The organism is Streptomyces sp. NPDC127097 (assembly GCF_042724075.1).
In the GTDB taxonomy this organism is placed as follows: Bacteria; Actinomycetota; Actinomycetes; order Streptomycetales; family Streptomycetaceae; genus Streptomyces.
In genome coordinates, this window is sequence record NZ_JBHXFI010000041.1 from 22512 (window position 1) to 40563 (window position 18052).

General features: G+C 72.3%; 13 protein-coding genes. 7 read left to right on the plus strand and 6 right to left on the minus strand.

The features are described from left to right. Positions 1 to 128: 128 nt before the first annotated feature. The gene (locus tag ACFWJW_RS26545) at positions 129 to 1325 is read right to left on the minus strand and encodes a hypothetical protein (RefSeq protein ID WP_387246102.1); all 1197 of its coding nucleotides are present in this window, start codon (positions 1323 to 1325) and stop codon (positions 129 to 131) included. 331 nt (positions 1326 to 1656) lie between these two features. Here ACFWJW_RS26545 and ACFWJW_RS26550 point away from each other — a divergent pair, with 331 nt between their 5' ends. Both ACFWJW_RS26550 and ACFWJW_RS26555 read left to right on the plus strand, forming a co-directional pair. Further along, positions 1657 to 4695, plus strand: a complete 3039-nt coding sequence (locus ACFWJW_RS26550; RefSeq protein ID WP_387246104.1) for a BTAD domain-containing putative transcriptional regulator — start codon at positions 1657 to 1659, stop codon at positions 4693 to 4695. A gap of 81 nt (positions 4696 to 4776) precedes the next feature. Continuing rightward, positions 4777 to 6129 carry a hydrogenase expression protein gene (locus ACFWJW_RS26555; protein ID WP_387246106.1) on the plus strand — a complete coding sequence of 451 codons (1353 nt, stop codon included), beginning with the start codon at positions 4777 to 4779 and terminating at the stop codon, positions 6127 to 6129. A 52-nt stretch (positions 6130 to 6181) separates the two neighbouring features. Here ACFWJW_RS26555 and ACFWJW_RS26560 read toward each other — a convergent pair whose 3' ends face one another. From ACFWJW_RS26560 to ACFWJW_RS26580, 5 genes are all read right to left on the minus strand, one after another. Continuing rightward, positions 6182 to 8242: an ATP-binding protein gene (locus ACFWJW_RS26560; RefSeq protein ID WP_387246108.1), complete on the minus strand. Its 2061-nt coding sequence runs from the start codon at positions 8240 to 8242 to the stop codon at positions 6182 to 6184. Then, the gene (locus tag ACFWJW_RS26565; protein WP_387246110.1) at positions 8239 to 8895 is read right to left on the minus strand and encodes a DUF4255 domain-containing protein; all 657 of its coding nucleotides are present in this window, start codon (positions 8893 to 8895) and stop codon (positions 8239 to 8241) included. The genes ACFWJW_RS26560 and ACFWJW_RS26565 overlap by 4 nt, the downstream gene beginning before the upstream one ends. A gap of 124 nt (positions 8896 to 9019) precedes the next feature. Beyond that, positions 9020 to 9721 carry a response regulator transcription factor gene (locus ACFWJW_RS26570; protein WP_387246112.1) on the minus strand — a complete coding sequence of 234 codons (702 nt, stop codon included), beginning with the start codon at positions 9719 to 9721 and terminating at the stop codon, positions 9020 to 9022. A gap of 219 nt (positions 9722 to 9940) precedes the next feature. Continuing rightward, complete coding sequence (locus ACFWJW_RS26575; protein WP_387246114.1) at positions 9941 to 11476, minus strand: amino acid permease; 1536 nt, start codon at positions 11474 to 11476, stop codon at positions 9941 to 9943. Between the two features lie 56 nt (positions 11477 to 11532). After that, on the minus strand, positions 11533 to 12474 hold the full coding sequence (locus ACFWJW_RS26580) for a hypothetical protein (RefSeq protein WP_387246116.1): 942 nt from the start codon (positions 12472 to 12474) through the stop codon (positions 11533 to 11535). Between the two features lie 731 nt (positions 12475 to 13205). Here ACFWJW_RS26580 and ACFWJW_RS26585 point away from each other — a divergent pair. From ACFWJW_RS26585 to ACFWJW_RS26605, 5 genes are all read left to right on the plus strand, one after another. Continuing rightward, positions 13206 to 13796, plus strand: coding sequence for a hypothetical protein (locus tag ACFWJW_RS26585; RefSeq protein WP_387246118.1), 591 nt, complete (start codon positions 13206 to 13208; stop codon positions 13794 to 13796). Between the two features lie 166 nt (positions 13797 to 13962). Next, complete coding sequence (locus ACFWJW_RS26590; protein ID WP_387246120.1) at positions 13963 to 14787, plus strand: DUF3761 domain-containing protein; 825 nt, start codon at positions 13963 to 13965, stop codon at positions 14785 to 14787. A gap of 125 nt (positions 14788 to 14912) precedes the next feature. Next, a complete protein-coding gene (locus ACFWJW_RS26595) occupies positions 14913 to 15140 on the plus strand; it encodes a hypothetical protein (protein ID WP_387246122.1) in 228 nt (75 codons plus the stop codon). A gap of 162 nt (positions 15141 to 15302) precedes the next feature. Continuing rightward, positions 15303 to 17522 carry an NADP-dependent isocitrate dehydrogenase gene (locus ACFWJW_RS26600; protein ID WP_387246124.1) on the plus strand — a complete coding sequence of 740 codons (2220 nt, stop codon included), beginning with the start codon at positions 15303 to 15305 and terminating at the stop codon, positions 17520 to 17522. A 131-nt stretch (positions 17523 to 17653) separates the two neighbouring features. Beyond that, positions 17654 to 18052: a VOC family protein gene (locus ACFWJW_RS26605; RefSeq protein WP_387246125.1), complete on the plus strand. Its 399-nt coding sequence runs from the start codon at positions 17654 to 17656 to the stop codon at positions 18050 to 18052.

The window sequence follows — 18052 nt, forward strand, 5'->3', positions numbered from 1 at the left end:
CTCCCCCATCACCCTGCTGACCACTGCGGGCCGTCTCTGCGCCCTACGTTTTCAACCCTGGCGGACGGGCGGCCCCGGCTGTAGAGACGAACGGGCGCCGTCGGGGGCAGAGCGCACTGCCCGTTCGGTCACGTGGGCGGCGCCGTCCGTGCTGCGTACGCCAGGTTCTGGGCGCGGATGACGGTGTCGAAGGACTGGTCGCCGCCGGCCCGGCCGTACAGCGCGAAGTAGCCCAGGGACTTGCCGTGCTGAAGTGCGCTGGTGCGGTCGGCGGCGGCCTCGTACGTGAGGGTGTCGGAGCCGTCGCGGAGGATGACGGCGGCGAAGTGGTTCGCCCAGCCGTCCGGGGCCGCGCCGGTCAGATCGACGAAGTGGTTCTCGCCGACGGCGGGGGCGTCCCGCCGCACGCTGAGCCCGCCGTCCGCCGGCCGGCCGATGAGCTGGGCCGCCGCTCCTTGGCAGTCATTGGGGAGCGTGATGAGCAGCTCCTGCACCTGGGCCTCCTGGTTCTCGACGGCGGGCAGGCCGGCGAGGAACTCGGAGGTCAGGCCCGGCATGAGGACCGCGAGGTCGGTCAGCCCCTCCCGGCCCGCGCGCTCCGGGTAGGGGAAGTGCGCGGCGACCCAGCCACCACCCATCGTGGCCACCGCCAGCTTCATGGCCTCGGCCCGCAGGCCGTCGACGGTGGAGCTGCGCGGTTCGCCCCGCGCCTGGCGCGCTTCCACGATGCGCCGGGTGAGGGCGACCAGCTGCCGGACTTCCGGGGGGTCGGTCAGGGACCGCAGGTAGGCCGCACGCTTGTCGTCGCGCTGGGCCCCGGTGTCCCCGCGTACGGGCTCGTGACCGGCCCCCTCCGGATTGCGGCCGGCGGCCCGTACGGCGGCCTCCGCCCTGGCCGCGTCCTTGTAGACGGGCAGCACCCGGTACAGGGTGCGCTCACCGACCTGCACCGCCGCCCCGCGCTCCAGGGTGATCGGCACCCGGTCCTGGGCGTCGAGGCTGTGCGCGGCGGCGGCGATCATGTCCGCGTCGGCGTAAGCCTCCTGCCGGCCCCGGAGGGCGATACCGCCCTGCGTGGAGACCTTGTCGAAGCCGTGCGCAGCCTCTCCCTCCACGTACCGCTGCACCTGCTGGGGCGCTCTTGCCTGCTCCGGGGCCAGCGCGCGGGCGACCGCCGCATTGCCCGCGGTCCGTTGGAGGGTGCGCAGCGCATCCGGCCCATGGGTGGACAGGGGCGAGGCGGGGGTGCGGGGGCGCTCGGGTCCGCGGGTCGCGGTGCGTGGCGCCGATTCCCCTCCCGTGGCCCGCCGTTCGTGTGCGTGCACGAGGGCTCCGTTCTGGCGGCCGGCGATTCGTTGGTCCGTGGGCCGTCCTGAGGGGCCCGTGGCCCGGCCCAGGTGGCCCCCCGCCGATTTTCAGCCGCAGCGCCGGTCGCCTCCAGAGGCGGAAGGGGAGCCGAAGGGGCAACACGCTTGCCCTGCCGGACATCGATGTGCAGTGGGAACGCTGGTGAGCACCGGTCAGAAGCCCCCGTGGCCGGAGAAAAAGGGGGGAATGGGCGTTGGGTCAATATCAGACGTTTCCCTGGAATCGGTGTCCGCATGCTGGGCTACGTTTGGTACGGCCGGTACATCAGCGCTGGTCCGAAGGGGTGGCGTGGCAGGTCGACAGGGGCAGGGGAGCGGGCTGGCGGTGCACTGCGACGCGAACGAGCCGTCCTGCGCGGAGCGGGCGGACGGCCCGGCCCGGGCAGTCCGGCTGCGGTTCCAGGTGCTCGGCCCGGTGCGGGCCTGGCGCGGGGACCGCCCGCTGCCGCTCGGCCCGCCGCAGCAGCGCGCCGTCCTGGCGATGCTGCTGCTGCACGCCGGACGGCCGGTGTCCGTACCGCAGCTGGTGGACGCGCTGTGGGACGAGCGGCCGCCGCCGCGGGCGGTGGGCACCGTCCGGACGTATATCTCCCGGCTGCGCGGCCTGTTGGAGCCGGAGCGTGCCCCCAGGCAGCAGGCACAGCTGCTGGTGTCGTCGGGCGGCGGCTACGCGCTACGGGTCCCCGGCGAGGCGATGGACGCGGCCGGCTTTGAGGAGCGGCTGGTCAGGGCGCGCCGGTTGCGGGGCGCGGGCGACACCGCGGGCGCCTACGAGCAGCTGAGGCGCGCGCTGGCGCTCCCGGAGGGGGTGGCGCTGGCCGGACTGCCCGGACCGTACGCACAGCGGCAGCGCGACCGGCTCACCGAACTGTGCGTCACCGCCCAGGAGGAACTCTTCGACTGCGGGCTGGAGTTGGGCGGGCAAGCCGGTCCGCCGGGCGTCTCGATCGCCGGACTGCGGGCCTTCGCCGCCGAGCATCCCCTACGGGAACGCACCCAGGCCCTGCTGATGCTGGCCCTGCACCGCGCGGGCCGCCGGGCGGAGGCCCTCGCGGTCTACGCGGCCACCCGCCGCACCCTCGACACCGAACTCGGCACCGGTCCGGGGGCCGAACTCCGGGCGCGGTACGAGGAGTTGCGTGGGCGGCCGAAGGGCTATGGGCGTGCGGCCGGGACCGGGACCGGCCCTGGGACCGGGCGTGTTTCCGGCCCCGACAGCGAGCGCGCCCGCCCTGACCGCCCCGGCCCTGACCGGGCCCGTCCCGACCGCACTTACCCTGACCGCGCCCGCCCCGACGACACCCGTGACCACTGGCCCCCTCCACCCCGCCCCACCCCGAACGCCGCGTACAGCGCCCCGCCCTCGCCCGTACCGGCTCAGCTCCCGCCCGACATCGCCGATTTCACGGGGCGGACGGAGGCCGTCGGCCAGCTGGCCTCGGCGCTGCGCGGGGCGGCCGGCGGGCGGTCGCCGGTGGTGGCCACGCTCAGTGGGCTCGGCGGGGTCGGCAAGACCGCGCTGGCGCTGCATGTGGCGCATGCCGTACGGGCCCGCTTCCCCGACGGGCAGCTGTATGTGGACCTCCAGGGCACCGGCCGGGCCCCGGCCGACAGCGGCGCCGTGCTGACGCACTTCCTGCGCGCGCTCGGCGTCGCGGAGGGCGCCGTACCGGACGGGCTGGAGCAGAAGTCCGCCCTGTACCGCTCGCTGATCGCCGGCCGCAGGGTCCTGGTACTCCTCGACAACGCCCGGGACAGCGCACAGGTGCGGCCGCTGCTGCCCGGGGCGCCGGGGTGCGCGGTGCTGGTCACCGGCCGGGCGCGGACGCTCGCGCTGCCCGGCGCCGGGCGGGTCGACGTGGAGGTGATGGACGAAGCGGAGGCGCTGGGGCTGCTCGGCGCGATCGTGGGGGCGGAGCGGGCGGCCGCCGAGCCCGCGGCCGCCCGCGAACTGGTCGCCGCCTGCGGCGGGTTGCCGCTCGCGGTACGCATCGCCGCCGCCCGCCTGGCGTCCCGGCCGGGCTGGTCCCTGGCCGACCTCGTGGCCCGGCTGGGCGAGCAGCGGCGGCTGGACGAGCTGCGGGTGGGCGACCTGGGTGTGGCAGCGACCTTCCGGGTCGGCTACGAGGCGCTCGGCCCCGGCCTCGCCCACGCCTTCCGGGTCCTCGCCCTGTGCCGTATGCCGACGTTCTGCCGGGCCGCCGCGGCCGCGCTGCTGGACACCACCGAGGACGCGGCGGAGGCGGCGGTCGAGGCGCTGGTCGATGCCGGGCTCGTGGAGGTGCACGGCGACGACGGCTACCGCTACCACGATCTGGTCGGGCTGTTCGCCCGGCGGCTCGGCGAGCAGGACAGCCCTGCCGAGCGGGAGGCGGCACAGCACCGCTTCTTCGACCACATACGGGCCACCGTCCTGACCGCGGCGCGGCTGATCGGGCCGCCCGGCGCCCCGCCGGATCCGCTGAGCCGACCGGGCCTCCCGGACCGCGCCGACCACCCGGACCGCCCGGGTCGCGCGCTCGCCGATGCCGACGCCGCGCGCGAGTGGCTGCACGCCGTGCACCCGCCGCTGTACGCGGCCGTGGAGCGGGCCCTGGACGCGACCCCCGGACAGCTGGGCCACCTCGTCGAGCTCCTCACCGCATGGTCGTCCGCGCTCCGGAGCACCGCGCGCCACCGCGCGCTCGCACCGCTGATCCGCCGCGCCCTGGGCAACGCCCGGCGGCACGGCGACGCCGTGGCCGCAGCGGGTGCCCGGCGTCTGCTCCCGGTTCCGCGGGCCGGCACCGGGACGTACGGACAGGCGGTGCGCGCGCTGCCGGAGCGCCTGCGGCCGGTCCCCGCGCCCCTGCTCAGCGCCAAGGAGGCACACGAACTGGCCCTCGTGCTCGCGGCGGGGGACCGGGAGCGCACCGGGCCCCCGCGGCAGCCGGCGGTCGCTCGCCGGCCGGCGCGGCGGCGCTGTCGTCGTGCGCAGCACCCGTGCCGCGAGGCGCTGACCTGGGCCCGGCGCGCTTGTGGCGAACCGGGCGGGGGCGGCCGGGCGCGGGCGGCTCCGGAGTGTGCGGCGCAGGCCCTCGTCCTCGAACGGGAGCTGGGCGGTATCAAACGGGAGCTGGGCGGTGCCTTCTCCCGGTGGCGGGCGCGGGCCGCCCGTGACCGTGCGGTGCCGGGCCCCGGCGAGCCCGGCCGGGGCCCGCCCCGCCCTGCGCTCGGCGCGGGTGGTGTAGGCCCGGCGCCGCGCGGACGGGGTGGCGAACGGCCTCCGGCTGCCGCACGGCCTCCCAGGGGTGGCCGGCGGGGCGGGTCGCGGGGCAAGGAGCCGTAAGGACATCCGACTCTGCCCCCGGTGCTGCCCTTCCGCACGCTGACCCGGACCCGGCGCAGCCGGTTGACTGCACTGGTGAGCATGTGGACTTCACTGGAACCGGCTTCGATCACCGTCGACCCCGGTTCCGTCGCGAGGGTAAGGCTGCGGGTACGCAACACGGGCGACACCGTGGAGGAGTACCGGCTGCGGCCGGCCGGCGACGCAGCGGGCTGGACACGGGTGGAGCCGGATGTGCTGCGGCTGTATCCCGGCGCCGAGGGCACGGCGCAGGTCGAGTTCGCGCCTCCGCGTACGCCGGACGCCGTGGCGGGGCCGACGCCGTTCGGCATCCGTGTCGAGCCGACGGAACACCCGGAGATCCGTGATGTCGTCGAGGGACAGGTCACGGTGGGGCCGTTCTCCGAACTCCGCTGCGAACTCGTTCCGTTGACCGTACGCGGCCGGTGGCGCACCAAGGCGTCGGTCGCCGTCGACAACCTCGGCAACCAGCCGCTGACGGTGTCCCTCTCCGGCCGTGAGAACGGTGATGCCCTCACCGTCGAGCCCGAGCCGACATCGGTCCAGATCGCGCCGGGCCGGGCCGCCTTCACCCGCCTCACCATCCGTCCGGGCACGGTGAGCTGGGTCGGCGGGACCAACAAGCACCCGTTCACCGTCTCCGCGCAGCGCGCCGGGGTTCCGGAGCCGACCGAGCTGCACGGCACCTACCTCCAGCCGTCCGTGCTGCCGCGCTGGGCGATGGCGGTGCTGTCGCTGCTGCTCGTGGCGGCGATCGCCTTCGTGGCCCTGTGGCTCAGAGCCGATCCCAAGCTGACCACGAGCGCACGGGAGAAGGCCGGCGCGTCCCACAAGCTGCCGCAGAAGGAAGAGAAGCCGACCGCGCCGGCCCCGTCCCAGCCGCCGGAGGAGAAGCCCGAGGAGAAGCCGGAGGAGAAGCCCGAGGAGCCCGCCGGCGGCGACGAACCGAAGGACGAGGGACCGGCGCAACAGACCATCAAGTCCGGCGCCAACGGTGGCTGGTACCTCCAGGCCAATGGGGGCGGTCAGGAGGACGGCACGCAGATCGGCCAGAGCGCCACATGGACGGACGACCAGTTCGGCCGCAACCAGTGGTGGACCATCCACCACTACCCCGAGGACAACACGGTCTCCCTGGAGCCGGGCAGCGCCCCGGGCGGCGTGGCCCAGCTGAAGCCGGGCACCAACGAGGTCGAGCTCATGAGGGCCGACCCGGAGCAACTGGCCTCGGGCCGGCTGCCGCCCCATCAGAAGTGGCGGCTGGTGGACGCGGGCAACGGCCTCACCCGCATCGTCAACGTGAGCAACGAGGAATGCCTGACCGACATGCAGAACGACAAGGGCGCGGTGTCCTTCAAGTGCGCCGACGGGCCCTTCGACCGGCAGGACTGGAAGATCGCCGAAGGACAGTGACACGGGCCGGGGCCGGCGGGCACCCCGCCAGGCCCCGGCCGCACCCGGACCCTCAGTCCCACAACGGCGAAGCGTCCGGCACCAGCCGCCCCATCTTGCGGTACTCGCGCCGGGCCCCGGCCCGGATGTCCTCGGCCGACACCGCCTCGCCGCGCCCCGCCGCGAGATAGCCCGCGGTCACCGCGGCCGACCGGATCGCCCCGCCGGACAGCTCGTACTCCTTGGCGCAGACATCGAGGGCGAGGTCGTCCGCGCAGGGGGTGGCGGCCAGACAGGAACGCCACAGGGCGATCCGCTGCTCGGCGTCCGGGAACGGGAAGTCGACCACCAGATCCAGCCGCCGGGTGAACGCCTCGTCGATGTTGGCCCGCAGATTGGTGGTCAGGACGGCGATCCCGTCGAACGCCTCCAGCCGCTGGAGCAGATACGCGCTCTCCAGGTTCGCGTACCGGTCGTGTGAGCTCTTGACCTCCGAGCGTTTGCCGAAGACGGCGTCCGCCTCGTCGAAGAGCAGCACGGCGTCGGTGCGGTCGGCCTCGGAGAAGATCCGCTCCAGGTTCTTCTCGGTCTCCCCGATGTACTTGTCCACCACCGCGGACAGTTCCACCACATAGAGGTCCAGGCCCAGTTCGCCGGCCACGACCTCCGCGGAGAGCGTCTTTCCGGTACCGGATTCCCCGGCGAACAGGGCCACCACGCCTCTGCCGCGCCCGCCACCGGTACGCAGCCGCCACTCGCCCAGCACCTTGTCCCGGTGCCGCGCCCGCTGCACCAGTTCGTGCAGCAGCGTCAGCGGTTCGGGCGGCAGGACGAGCCCGTCGAAGCCGACGGCGGGCCGGATGCGCCGGGCGTGCCGGTCCAGCAGCGGCGCGGACTGCTGACGTGCGCTGTGCTGGACATGGGCGGCGGTCACCGGCGTCCCGTCGAAGGCGGCGAGAGCGGTGGCCGCACGGGCCGCCCGGCGGATCTGGGCGGCACCCAGCCGGTACGGCGCCACGGCCGCGGCCAGGTCGAAGCCCTCGTCCACGACGCCGAGTTCGGTGCTCCAGACCTCGCCCGCCGCCGCCCCGGCATCCGGCGCGTCCAGCGCGAACAGCCCGGAATCCGGGGCCCAGCCCGGGTCGTACGGCTCGCTCCCGAAGAAGACCACCGGCACGTCCCGGCCCGCCAGCGCCCGGACGAGCCCGTCCGGCCGCTCCGGCAGCGGCCCCACGACGAACGCGGCCCGCCGCAGCCGGGCCTCCCGCAACAGCGCGCCCGTGAGGCCCGTCCCGTCGCCGTGGCGGCCGTCCGGCCGATAGCGCAGCACCGGCAGGCCGGCCCGCCGCAGCCCGTCGGTCACCGGCCCGGCGGCGGTGCCGGGCCGGCGCTCCCGCAGATGTACGGCGAGCGGCCGCTCGCTCGCGAGGACGGCGAGCCGCCCGGCGAACGTCTCGTCCCCGGTGCGGGCATCGCGTCCCGTACGGCCGGCGGCCGGCTGTTCCGCCGTCAGCAACTCCACCTCACCGGCGTCGAGTTCCGGATCGAGACCGTCGTCCCCCAGCAGATGGGCCACCACCCGCTCCGGCACCCGCAGCGCCCGCCCCGGCAGCGGCCGGTCCTCGTCCTCGATGACGAGCAGCCCACCGGACAGCAGTGGCGCGGCGGGGTGGAAGCGGGCGCGGGCTCCGGGCTCGTACGGGCCGGTGCCCGCGAGATCCAGCGCCAGCGCGACCGTGGCCCGGCGCCGCCCCACATCGTCGTTGAGGTAGCCGTACAGCGGCTCGAAGCCCCGGTCCACATCGGGCGCCAGCGCGGCCAGGAGGATGTGGAGGTCCAGGGCCGACAGCCCGAACCGCCCGGCGAGCGCGGCCGATCGGTCCGATGCCCCGTCGGCCGGTTCGCCCGTGAACCCCTGACCCGCGGCGAAGGGATCCGGCTGAGCCTCGACCGGCGGCCGCGCGGCCAGCCGTCTGGCCGTCTCCGGGGTCACATACAGGCCGCGCAGCGGGTCCGCAGCCGTGGGATCGTCGACGCTGCGCCGCTCGACCAGCCCGGCCACCCGCTCCCGCAGCCCCGCCAGCCGGGTCAGCAGGGCGCCGGCGGGGGTGTCGCCTGCCGTGGTGCCCGTCACCGTCCCTCCTCGCTGCCCTGCGCGGGCGAGGCACCCGGAGCGGACCGGAGCATCCGGGGCTGGGAGTCGCCGGGCACGCCGTCGATCCCGCGGACGACCGTGACCGCGCCCTCCGTGACCGGCGGCGCCACCTCGTACGACGGCGAGACCGGGAAGGGCACGGTGACCACCACGTCCAGGGACGGCTTGAGTTCGCCGCCGAGTGCCGACCAGATGTCGGCGATCGAGCGGGACTCGGGCGGGGGCACGGCGACGGTGAGCGGAATGCTCACCGCCAGCCCGCGGAGCGCGTCCGGCAACGCGGCCGCCGGCAGGATCTCGTGCGAGAGCAGGCACCCCAGCGCGGCGGACAGCAGCCGGTGCTCGTCCTCCGGGCGGGTGGTCCATGCCGTGACCAGGTAGGACAGCCGGAACCAGCGGTTCGGCTGACGCCGGCGCACGACCACTCCGCCGGCGTCCCGTTCCGCGATCGTGCCGCGCTCGCGGCGGGCGACGTCCTCGCGGATGTCGTAGAGATACGCATTGAGCGTGGGGGCGTTGCGCCGCGCCGCCCAGTCGCGGGTCGGCGCCTCGAACGCGATGTCTCCGGTGCCGTCCGGCAGCACCCCGCCGCGCAGCACCCGCCGGATCGCCTCATCGACTTCGTGCATCATGCGCGTTCCCCCGCCCGGCGGCCCGCCGCTCCCTGTGCCCACTCCGTCACCGCTGTACCCCTTGCTCTTGCCCGCGCACCTGTCTCCGCCTCCGCACCCGTATCCGTGCTTGCTGCCGTCCCCATCAGATGTAGCCCTCCCGCAGCGCGTAGGCGACGGCGTGTGCGCGGTTGTGTAACTGGAGCCGCGTCATCAGGGCGTGCAGGATGTTCTTGACGGTGCGTTCGGAGTAGGCGAGCTTCTCGGAGATCTGCCGGGTGTCCAGCCCCTCGGCGATCAGCCGCAGCACATCGACCTCGCGCGGCGCCATCCCGAGCGTCGGGACGAACCCGACGGAGGGCGAGGTCGCCACCGACCGCCGCAGCTGCCCCACCTGGGTGAGCAGCGTGCTGATCAGGTCCGGCGGCAGGTCGCCCTCGCCGCGCGCCGCGCTCTGCACCGCCCGCAACAGCCGCTGCGGGGTGGCCTGATGACGCCACAGGATGGCCCGTACGCCGTACTCCACGGCCGTCATCAGCTCCGGCTCGCGCAGATCCCGGGCGATGAGCACGACGCGCTGCTCGCCGCCCCGTACGAGCCGTCTCAGTTCGGCCGCGGCCAGATCGTCGAACCGGTCGATCGGCATGATCGCCACGGTCCCGACCGCTTCCCCGCCGTTGTCTTTCGCTCTGCCCCGTTCCGCCTGCTCCGTCCGCTCCCTGACCGCCGTTCCGGTCTGGTGCTGGACGAGCTCGACGGTGGGCTGGTGCTGGAGGTGACTGACGACTCCGGCCCGGCTGAGCGGGTCGGCGGCGTGCACTGTCACCGTGACACGTGTATCCGGCACTTATGTTCCTCGTCTCGCCCCCGATTTACCGATACCCGCAAGAGTGCGTGAAGGCAATCAACAAACGTTTACCGGGCAATCAACGCCAGAAGCGGACCCTTCGGCGTCGAGACGAGGAGAGGTAGAGGACCACCGCATCACCGTGGCGAAAACGGGGCTTGCCGTGGCCGGGGGCAACGCGCGACGAGCGCGCGCGTCACCCCCGTGGCCGGCGGCCGCCTAGTGCGAGGTGGAGGCCGTTCGCTCCGGCGGCGAGGTCTGCGCCGGGTTGCTGCGCGGGTGCTGCGGGTTGAGGAACCACTTGCGGGCGGAGACCAGCCACCAGGTGCCGGCGAAGACCAGCACCACACCCACGGTGAGGGGCGCGTAGTTGAACGTCTCCATGGTCACCGGGCTCAGCTGCGGCAGCATGAACAGCACGGTGATGATCGCGACCCAGCTGACCGCGATCACGCCCACCGGCTTCGACCAGCGGCCCAGGTGCCAGGGACCGCGCCGGAAGTTCTCCCCCTGGCGCAGCCGCAGCAGGGTGGGCACCACGTAGGCGATGTAGAGGCCGATCGTCGCGATGGAGGTGACGGCGGCGTACGCGGTCGTGTTGAACAGGTACGGCAGACCGAGGACGAACGCACCGCCCGCGGCGAGCCACACCGCGTTGGTCGGGGTGCGGGTCCCCGGGTGGAGCTGGTGCCAGACGGTGGAGAAGGGCAGCGCCCCGTCGCGGGAGAAGGCGTAGATCATGCGGGAGTTCGCGGTCACCGACGCCATCCCGCAGAACAGCTGGGCGCCGATGATGACGAGCAGCATCAGCTTGCCGGTGGTCGCGCCGAGCGCGTCGAGGAAGATCTGGGCCGGCGGCACACCGGTGCCCGACTCCAGAGCGCCGGTGTAGGACTGGATGGCGAAGGTCAGCCCGAAGAGCAGCACGAATCCGGCGGCCCAGGACACCACGATCGAGCGGACGATGCCCTTCGGCCCCTCCACCGAGGCGTTCTTCGTCTCCTCCGTCATATGGGCGGACGCGTCATAGCCGGTGAAGGTGTACTGCGCCATCAGCAGACCGATGAGCGCGACATAGACCGCCGAGCCCCAGCCGGTGTTGTTGACGAACTCGGTGAAGACGAAGGCGGGGGACTGGTGCTTGTCGGGAATGATCAGCAGGGCGCCGACGATGACGACGACGCCGATCAGATGCCACCACACCGAGACGGTGTTGAAGAAGCCGACGACGCGCACCCGGAAGGTGTTCACCACGGCGTGCAGCAGGAGGATCACGCCGAAGAGCGTGATCGTGTGGCCGGGGGTGGCGGCGTAGTCGAACTGGAGGTTCAGATAGGCGTTGAGGAAAGACGCGGCGCCGAAGTCGATGCCCGCGGTCACGGCCACCTGGCCGAGCGTGTTGAACCAGCCGGTGAACCACGCCCAGGCCGGAGCGGACCGCTGCGGAGCGAGCTTGTGCGCCCAGAAGTAGAGGCCGGCGGAGGTCGGATAGGAGGAGCAGACCTCGGCCATGGCCAGGCCCACGAAGAGGGTCATCAGGCCGACGAGCACCCAGCCCCACATGATCAGGGCCGGCCCGCCGGTGTTCATCCCGAAGCCGTACATGGTCAGGCAGCCGGACAGGATGCTGATGATGGTGAACGAGACGGCGAAATTCTGCCGCCCGGACATCGAGCGGTCCAGTGTCTGGGCGATGCCCAGTTCGGCGAGGCGTTCCTCCTCCGTCTGCGTGACGCTTGGAATCTCCAGTGGCATGGCTGGGTCCTCTCCTGTTGGTGGCGCGGTGACGTACGGAACAACCTCGGCCGGGGCTAGGGTGCGGACCCCTTGACCGCCCATTTCCGATGCCGGGCGAAGAGCTGCTGGGCATCTCCGCAATAGCTCCACGGCACATCCGTGGCGTACGGGCCGATGGCGTCGAACACCTCGGCCGCCGCCCGGTGCTGATTCGCGAAGGACATCGCATGGGCCAGGTAGTTGGCGTCCTCATGGAAGGCGGCGTGCGGCATGGAAGGGGCCCGGTACGTCCACCAGTTCACCCACGCCTGCTGGGTCGACGGGTTGTCCGTCCACGGGTGGACCGTCAGGCCGTACCGGTGTCCTTCCTTCTTCATCCGCATCCGGTGCGACTCGGCGAGCGCGACCAGCGGCAGGACGTGCAACGGCATGCCGCGGGGGACATGGGCGCACCGCTCCTGCGCCCAGTGGAACATCTCACCGGCCACGCCGTGCTGGTCGGGGAACATGTACGTGAGCAGCTCGTGGTGCGCCTCCCGGTTCCACGGGTCGCGTTCCTCGATCTCCTGCCACACGGTGTGCACCGTCTCCCGCCACTGCCGGTCGCGCGGGGGAGAGTGGAAGCGCAGCAGGGCGAGCATGACGACATACGGCGTCGGATCGGCCGGCAGCGCATCACCGGCGGCATGGCAGGTCTCCCATGCCTGTTCCATGTCCGGCCCGCTGCCCGCTCCCCGTGGGCCGGCCATCGAGCGCAGCGCCAGAACGGTGGCGAGCAGGGCCAGCGCATGCGGAGAACGGGGTTCGGCCTGGGCCCAGGTGTCGGCGAAGGTGAGCCGGGCCCCCGCGCGGGCGAGTACCTGGAGGCGGAAGATCCGGCGGTCCCAGTCGGCGCCGGTCGCGGTCAGCAGTTCACGTGCGCCTTCCCACCTGCCCATCGCGGCGTCCTCCACCACCGCACGCAAGCGGGTGTCGTCCCGCGCCGGGTGCCGGTCGAATGCCGGTTGACGTCTCACGGCTTCCCCGCCGACGTTCTCTCGGGTGCGGGGAACAGTTCCTCACCCTGCGCAGGACGGTGCGCAAGGGGGTGATCAACAGGCACTTTTCGGGCCTCCGGGTGGGCATCCGCCATGACGGACGCCGACGTAGGGGGAGCGCGTCGCGCTGAGCGAACGACCATGGGGCCGGCCGGGCCCGTATGCCCGGCGGCCTTGGCGGGCGGGGCGGTGAGGGCGTCGGGCGAGGCGGTGTGGCACCGGTTCCGCGCCGCTGGTGAGAGGGCTGCCCGGACATCGTGGGGGTCCGGGGGCGAGGGCCGCGAGCCCCGGATCCGGCCCCTGCTGCGGGGCAGTCTCGTGCGCAGGCGACAGCCCGATACGACCGTGAGGGGCAATCACCGCAATCTCCTGTACGTGGCATGCATGTACTGCGCAAGCGGACTGTCAACTTCGGTCATGAGGTGCTGACTTGAGTAAGAAGACTATTCACTGATGCGCGCCTGCGCACATTGCTTCGGCGATAAAAGCTCATGTGATGGAGCCGCCGGCCGAACGCCGCCGTACGGGTGCCGGTGCTTGCCCGGGTGTCCACCGACCCGTGGTCGAGGACGAGTTGAGGGCCCCGGCCTTGCGCCCCGATCGCCCGCCCCCTCGTTTCGGTCACGACATCATCACAGGTTCTTCACTTCATCTATTTCGATGTTCAACAACTCGATACCCTCCCGGTTCCAGACACCTTGGGGGGAACCATGACCTATCAGCAGCCGCCGTCCCAGCCCGGACAACAGCCGCCGAACCAGTACGGGATGTATGCGCCGCTCCCGCCGAAGAAGATGAGCACCGGCGCCAAGATCGGCATCGGCTGCGGTGGCGCCTTCGGTGCCCTCGTCCTGCTCGGCGTCATCGGCGCCGCGATCGGTGGCGGCGACTCCGGCACGCCGGCCGAGAAGCCCGCCAAGGCCGCCGCCGCACCGGCACCGGAGCGCGCGAACGAGAAGGCGGCACCGGCCGAAGCCAAGCCGGAGAAGAAGCCGGAGGAGAAGCCCGAGCCGGCTCCCAAGTCACCGGCCGACCAGTTCAAGGCGTTCGTCGCGAAGCACGGAAGCGCGAACGAGAAGGCCGCCCTCGGGCACGTCACCAAGGTCCAGGGCGCCGACGAGCTGAACGACATCCTCGACTCGGTCGAGATCTACACCGACTTCACCGGCGGCCTGATGGGCCCGCACCAGAGCGAAGGCAAGCTGATCGCCTCCGCCTTCGCCGACTGGAAGGATTCCAAGAACGGCCTCGTCACCGTTTACGACGTCAAGGGCGAGATCCTCTCCAACGGCAACTTCTGACCGCCTGGCGCGACGGGCGGGCCGTACCGCAGCCGCAGAGCGGCGCGGCGCGGCCCCCCTCGCGCAGACACCACTTGTCTCCCCGGTTCCAGCCGGGCGGCGGCTCGCGACCGTGGGCAGGGCCATGCATGCAGGGGAGTATGCAGTCGCACGACAGGGGGGCCACATGACCGGGAACCAACGGCCGATGTCGCCGGAAGAGAAGAAGAACGCCCGGCTCGGCTGCGCGGTCATCGCCGTTTTCGTGCTGCTGGTCGGCGGGTGCGTCAACCTGATGGACGGCGACGGGGGCTCGAAGCCGTCCACCAGTAGCTCGGTCTCCGACGCGACAGATGCAGCGGACACGTCGGATCCGTCCGCCGCATCCGATGCGTCAGATGCGTCCGATGCGGCCGGCGGAAGCGACGCGTCCGACAGCGAGAGCAGCACCGTCACCGTGCCGGACTACGCCGGGAGCAACCTTCAGGAGGCGCAGGACGACGCGCAGGGCCGGGGCATCTACCTGCTGGAGAGCCGCGATCTGTCCGTCCGCCACCGCGCCCAGATGTGGGACCGGAACTGGCAGGTGTGCGCGCAGGAGCCGGCCGCCGGGTCGGACATGGCGGACACCGAAACGCTGACCTTCACCGTCGTGAAGACCGGCGAGAGCTGCGACGCACCTGACGCGGCCGGATCCGCGGGCGATGACGGAGCCCCTGAGCCCACGGACGATCCGGCCGGTGACGGCAGTTCCGGCACCTACGGCTCGTCCGGCACCTCCGGCTCCTCCGGCGCGGACGGGGGCGGCTCCTCCAGTTCCTCCGGCTCCTCCGGCGGCTCCGGCTCCGACGGCGGCAGCAGTTCCACGAGCGGCGGCGAGGAGCAGGCCCAAGCCCCGGCAGGCGCCTCCGCGCGGTGCAACGACGGGACCTACAGCTACAGCGGGCACCGGCGGGGCACATGCAGCCACCACCACGGGGTCGCGGTCTGGCTGCGGAGCCTTCCGGCCTGAACGGGCGGTCGGTCCGGGAGCGACCGGGCATAAGGGGCGCGGGCCGCGCGGGCGCCCGGCCGTGCAACCTTCGACGGCATTGGGCGGTCTTCACGACACCATCACAGATGCCAGGGGGATTGATCATGTCGTACTCGCCGCGGCCAGCGCTCTCCGCTCAGCAGCCCCGCCCGTTCGTGTCCCCGCCGGCCGCGCGGCCGCCGGTGGCCCAGCACTCCGGGCTCAAGATCGCGGTGGGTGCCGGGTGCGCCCTCGTCGTCTTCGCGCTCGCCGTCACCGTCGGCGACGGCACGAAGGAGGGGGCGAAGCCCGCCCCCGCCGTCCCGGTCACCGTCACGACCAAGGCCGGCTGACAACCGTCACTCTTCCGGACCGGCGGGTAACCGGTTTTCACCGGTCGCGGCAGGTCGGAAGTATTTCCTCCGGTTTGCCCGGGGCGGGGTCCTGTCGAGACGGGGCGGCTCACGAGATATCTTGATGTCGAGCAATGTTGCAGACGTGGAGCGGAGCACCCGGTGACTGACTCGACCATCATTTACACCCACACTGACGAGGCCCCGGCCCTGGCGACGTATTCGTTCTTGCCGGTGATCCAGGCATACGCGTCGACGGCCGGCGTCAGTGTGGAGACCCGTGACATCTCCCTGGCCGGTCGCATCATCGCGAGCTTCCCCGAGTACCTGGAGGAGGGCCAGCGCATCGACGACGCCCTCGCCGAGCTCGGTGAGCTGGCGAAGACTCCCGAGGCGAACATCATCAAGCTGCCGAACATCTCGGCCTCGATCCCGCAGCTGAAGGCGGCCATCGCCGAGCTTCAGGAGCAGGGCTACGCGCTGCCGGCCTACCCGGACGACCCGAAGACCGACGAGGAGCGCGACATCCGCGCCCGCTACGACAAGGTCAAGGGCAGCGCCGTCAACCCGGTCCTGCGTGAGGGCAACTCCGACCGCCGGGCGCCGGCCTCGGTCAAGAACTACGCCAAGTCCAACCCGCACCGCATGGGCGCCTGGACTGCCGACTCGAAGACGAACGTCGCCACCATGGGCGTCGACGACTTCCGCTCCACCGAGAAGTCCACGGTCATCGGCCAGGACGGCACGCTGCGCATCGAGCTGTCGGGCGACGACGGCTCCACCACCGTCCTGCGCGAGTCGGTACCGGTCCTCGCGGGCGAGGTCGTCGACGCCTCCGTGATGCGGGTGGCCGCGCTGCGCGAGTTCCTCACGGCGCAGGTCGCCCGTGCCAAGGCCGAGGGCGTGCTGTTCTCGGTGCACCTCAAGGCCACGATGATGAAGGTCTCCGACCCGATCATCTTCGGCCACGTGGTCCGCGCCTTCTTCCCGAAGACGTTCGCCCAGTACGGCGAGTCCCTCGCGGCCGCCGGCCTGACCCCGAACGACGGCCTCGGCGGCATCTACAAGGGCCTGGAGTCGCTGGCCGACGGCGCCGAGATCAAGGCGTCCTTCGACGCCGAGCTCGCCGAGGGCCCGGAGCTCGCCATGGTCGACTCCGACCGCGGCATCAGCAACCTGCACGTGCCGAGCGATGTCATCGTCGACGCCTCCATGCCGGCCATGATCCGCACCTCCGGCCACATGTGGGGCCCGGACGGCGCCGAGGCCGACACCCTCGCCGTCCTCCCCGACAGCAGCTACGCCGGCATCTACCAGGCCGTCCTCGACGACTGCCGCGCCCACGGCGCCTACGACCCGTCCACCATGGGCTCGGTCCCGAACGTCGGACTCATGGCGCAGAAGGCCGAGGAGTACGGCAGCCACGACAAGACCTTCGAGATCCCGGTCACCGGCACCGTCCGGGTCCTCGACGAGAGCGGCAACGCCGTTCTGGAGCAGGTCGTCGGCGCCGGCGACATCTTCCGGATGTGCCAGACCAAGGACGCGCCGATCCGCGACTGGGTCAAGCTCGCCGTCACCCGCGCCCGCGCGACCGGCAACCCGGCGGTCTTCTGGCTCGACGCCGGCCGTGCGCACGACGCCCAGCTCATCGAGAAGGTCAAGACCTACCTCGCCGAGCACGACACCGAGGGCCTTCAGCTGGAGATCATGTCGCCGGTCGACGCGATCACCTACTCCCTGGAGCGGATCCGCCGCGGCGAGGACACGATCTCGGTCACCGGCAATGTGCTGCGTGACTACCTGACCGACCTGTTCCCGATCCTGGAGCTGGGCACCAGCGCCAAGATGCTCTCGGTCGTCCCGCTGATGAACGGCGGCGGCCTGTTCGAGACCGGCGCCGGCGGCTCCGCGCCCAAGCACGTCCAGCAGCTGGTCAAGGAGAACTACCTGCGCTGGGACAGCCTGGGTGAGTTCCTGGCCCTCGCGGTCAGCTTCGAGCACCTCGCGCAGAAGACCGGCAACGCCCGCGCCCAGGTGCTCGCGGACACCCTCGACCGCGCCACCGGCACCTTCCTCAACGAGAACAAGTCGCCCAGCCGCAAGCTCGGCGGCATCGACAACCGCGGCAGCCACTTCTACCTCGCGCTCTACTGGGCGCAGGAGCTGGCCAAGCAGACCGATGACGCTCAGCTCGCGGAGGCGTTCGCGGCCCTCGCCAAGACGCTGACCGAGCAGGAGCAGACCATCGTCGACGAGCTGATCGCGGTGCAGGGCTCGCCGGCCGACATCGGCGGCTACTACCAGCCCGTCGTGGCGAAGGCCGAGGCGGTCATGCGTCCGTCGAAGACCCTCAACCAGGCGCTGGCGAACCTCAGCTGACCCGACAGCTGCGCACGCCCCTTCCGCCCCGGCCGGTATCGCACCGGCCGGGGCGGTGCCGTCTCCGGCGGCGGCCAGGGGAGGGGTAACGTCACCGTGCAGGGTCCGCACTTTCCGCACGGGGGTAATCGATGGAACTCGCCCAAGTCCGCCTGCTGGTCTCGGACTTCCACGGCTGTTACCGCTTCTACCAGGACACCCTGGGGCTCACCCCGCAGTTCCCGGCCCCGGACGGGCCGTACGCCAAGTTCACCTGCGACGACGGCACCGCGGGCATCGCGCTCCAGGAGCGCGCCCAGATGGCCCGGGTCCTCGGCGAGCTGGCGGGCGCGCCGGACGGCTACCGGTCGCTGGTCGTCCTCCGGGTCGATGACCTCGACGCCTACTGCGCGGAACTGACCGGCCGCGGCGCCGTCCTCGCGCACGGCCCGGCGCCGATGACGGACCGGATGCGGGTCGCCCACCTCAAGGACCCCGACGGGAACCTCGTCGAGCTCCAGGAATGGCTGTCACTGCGGTCCACCGGCTGA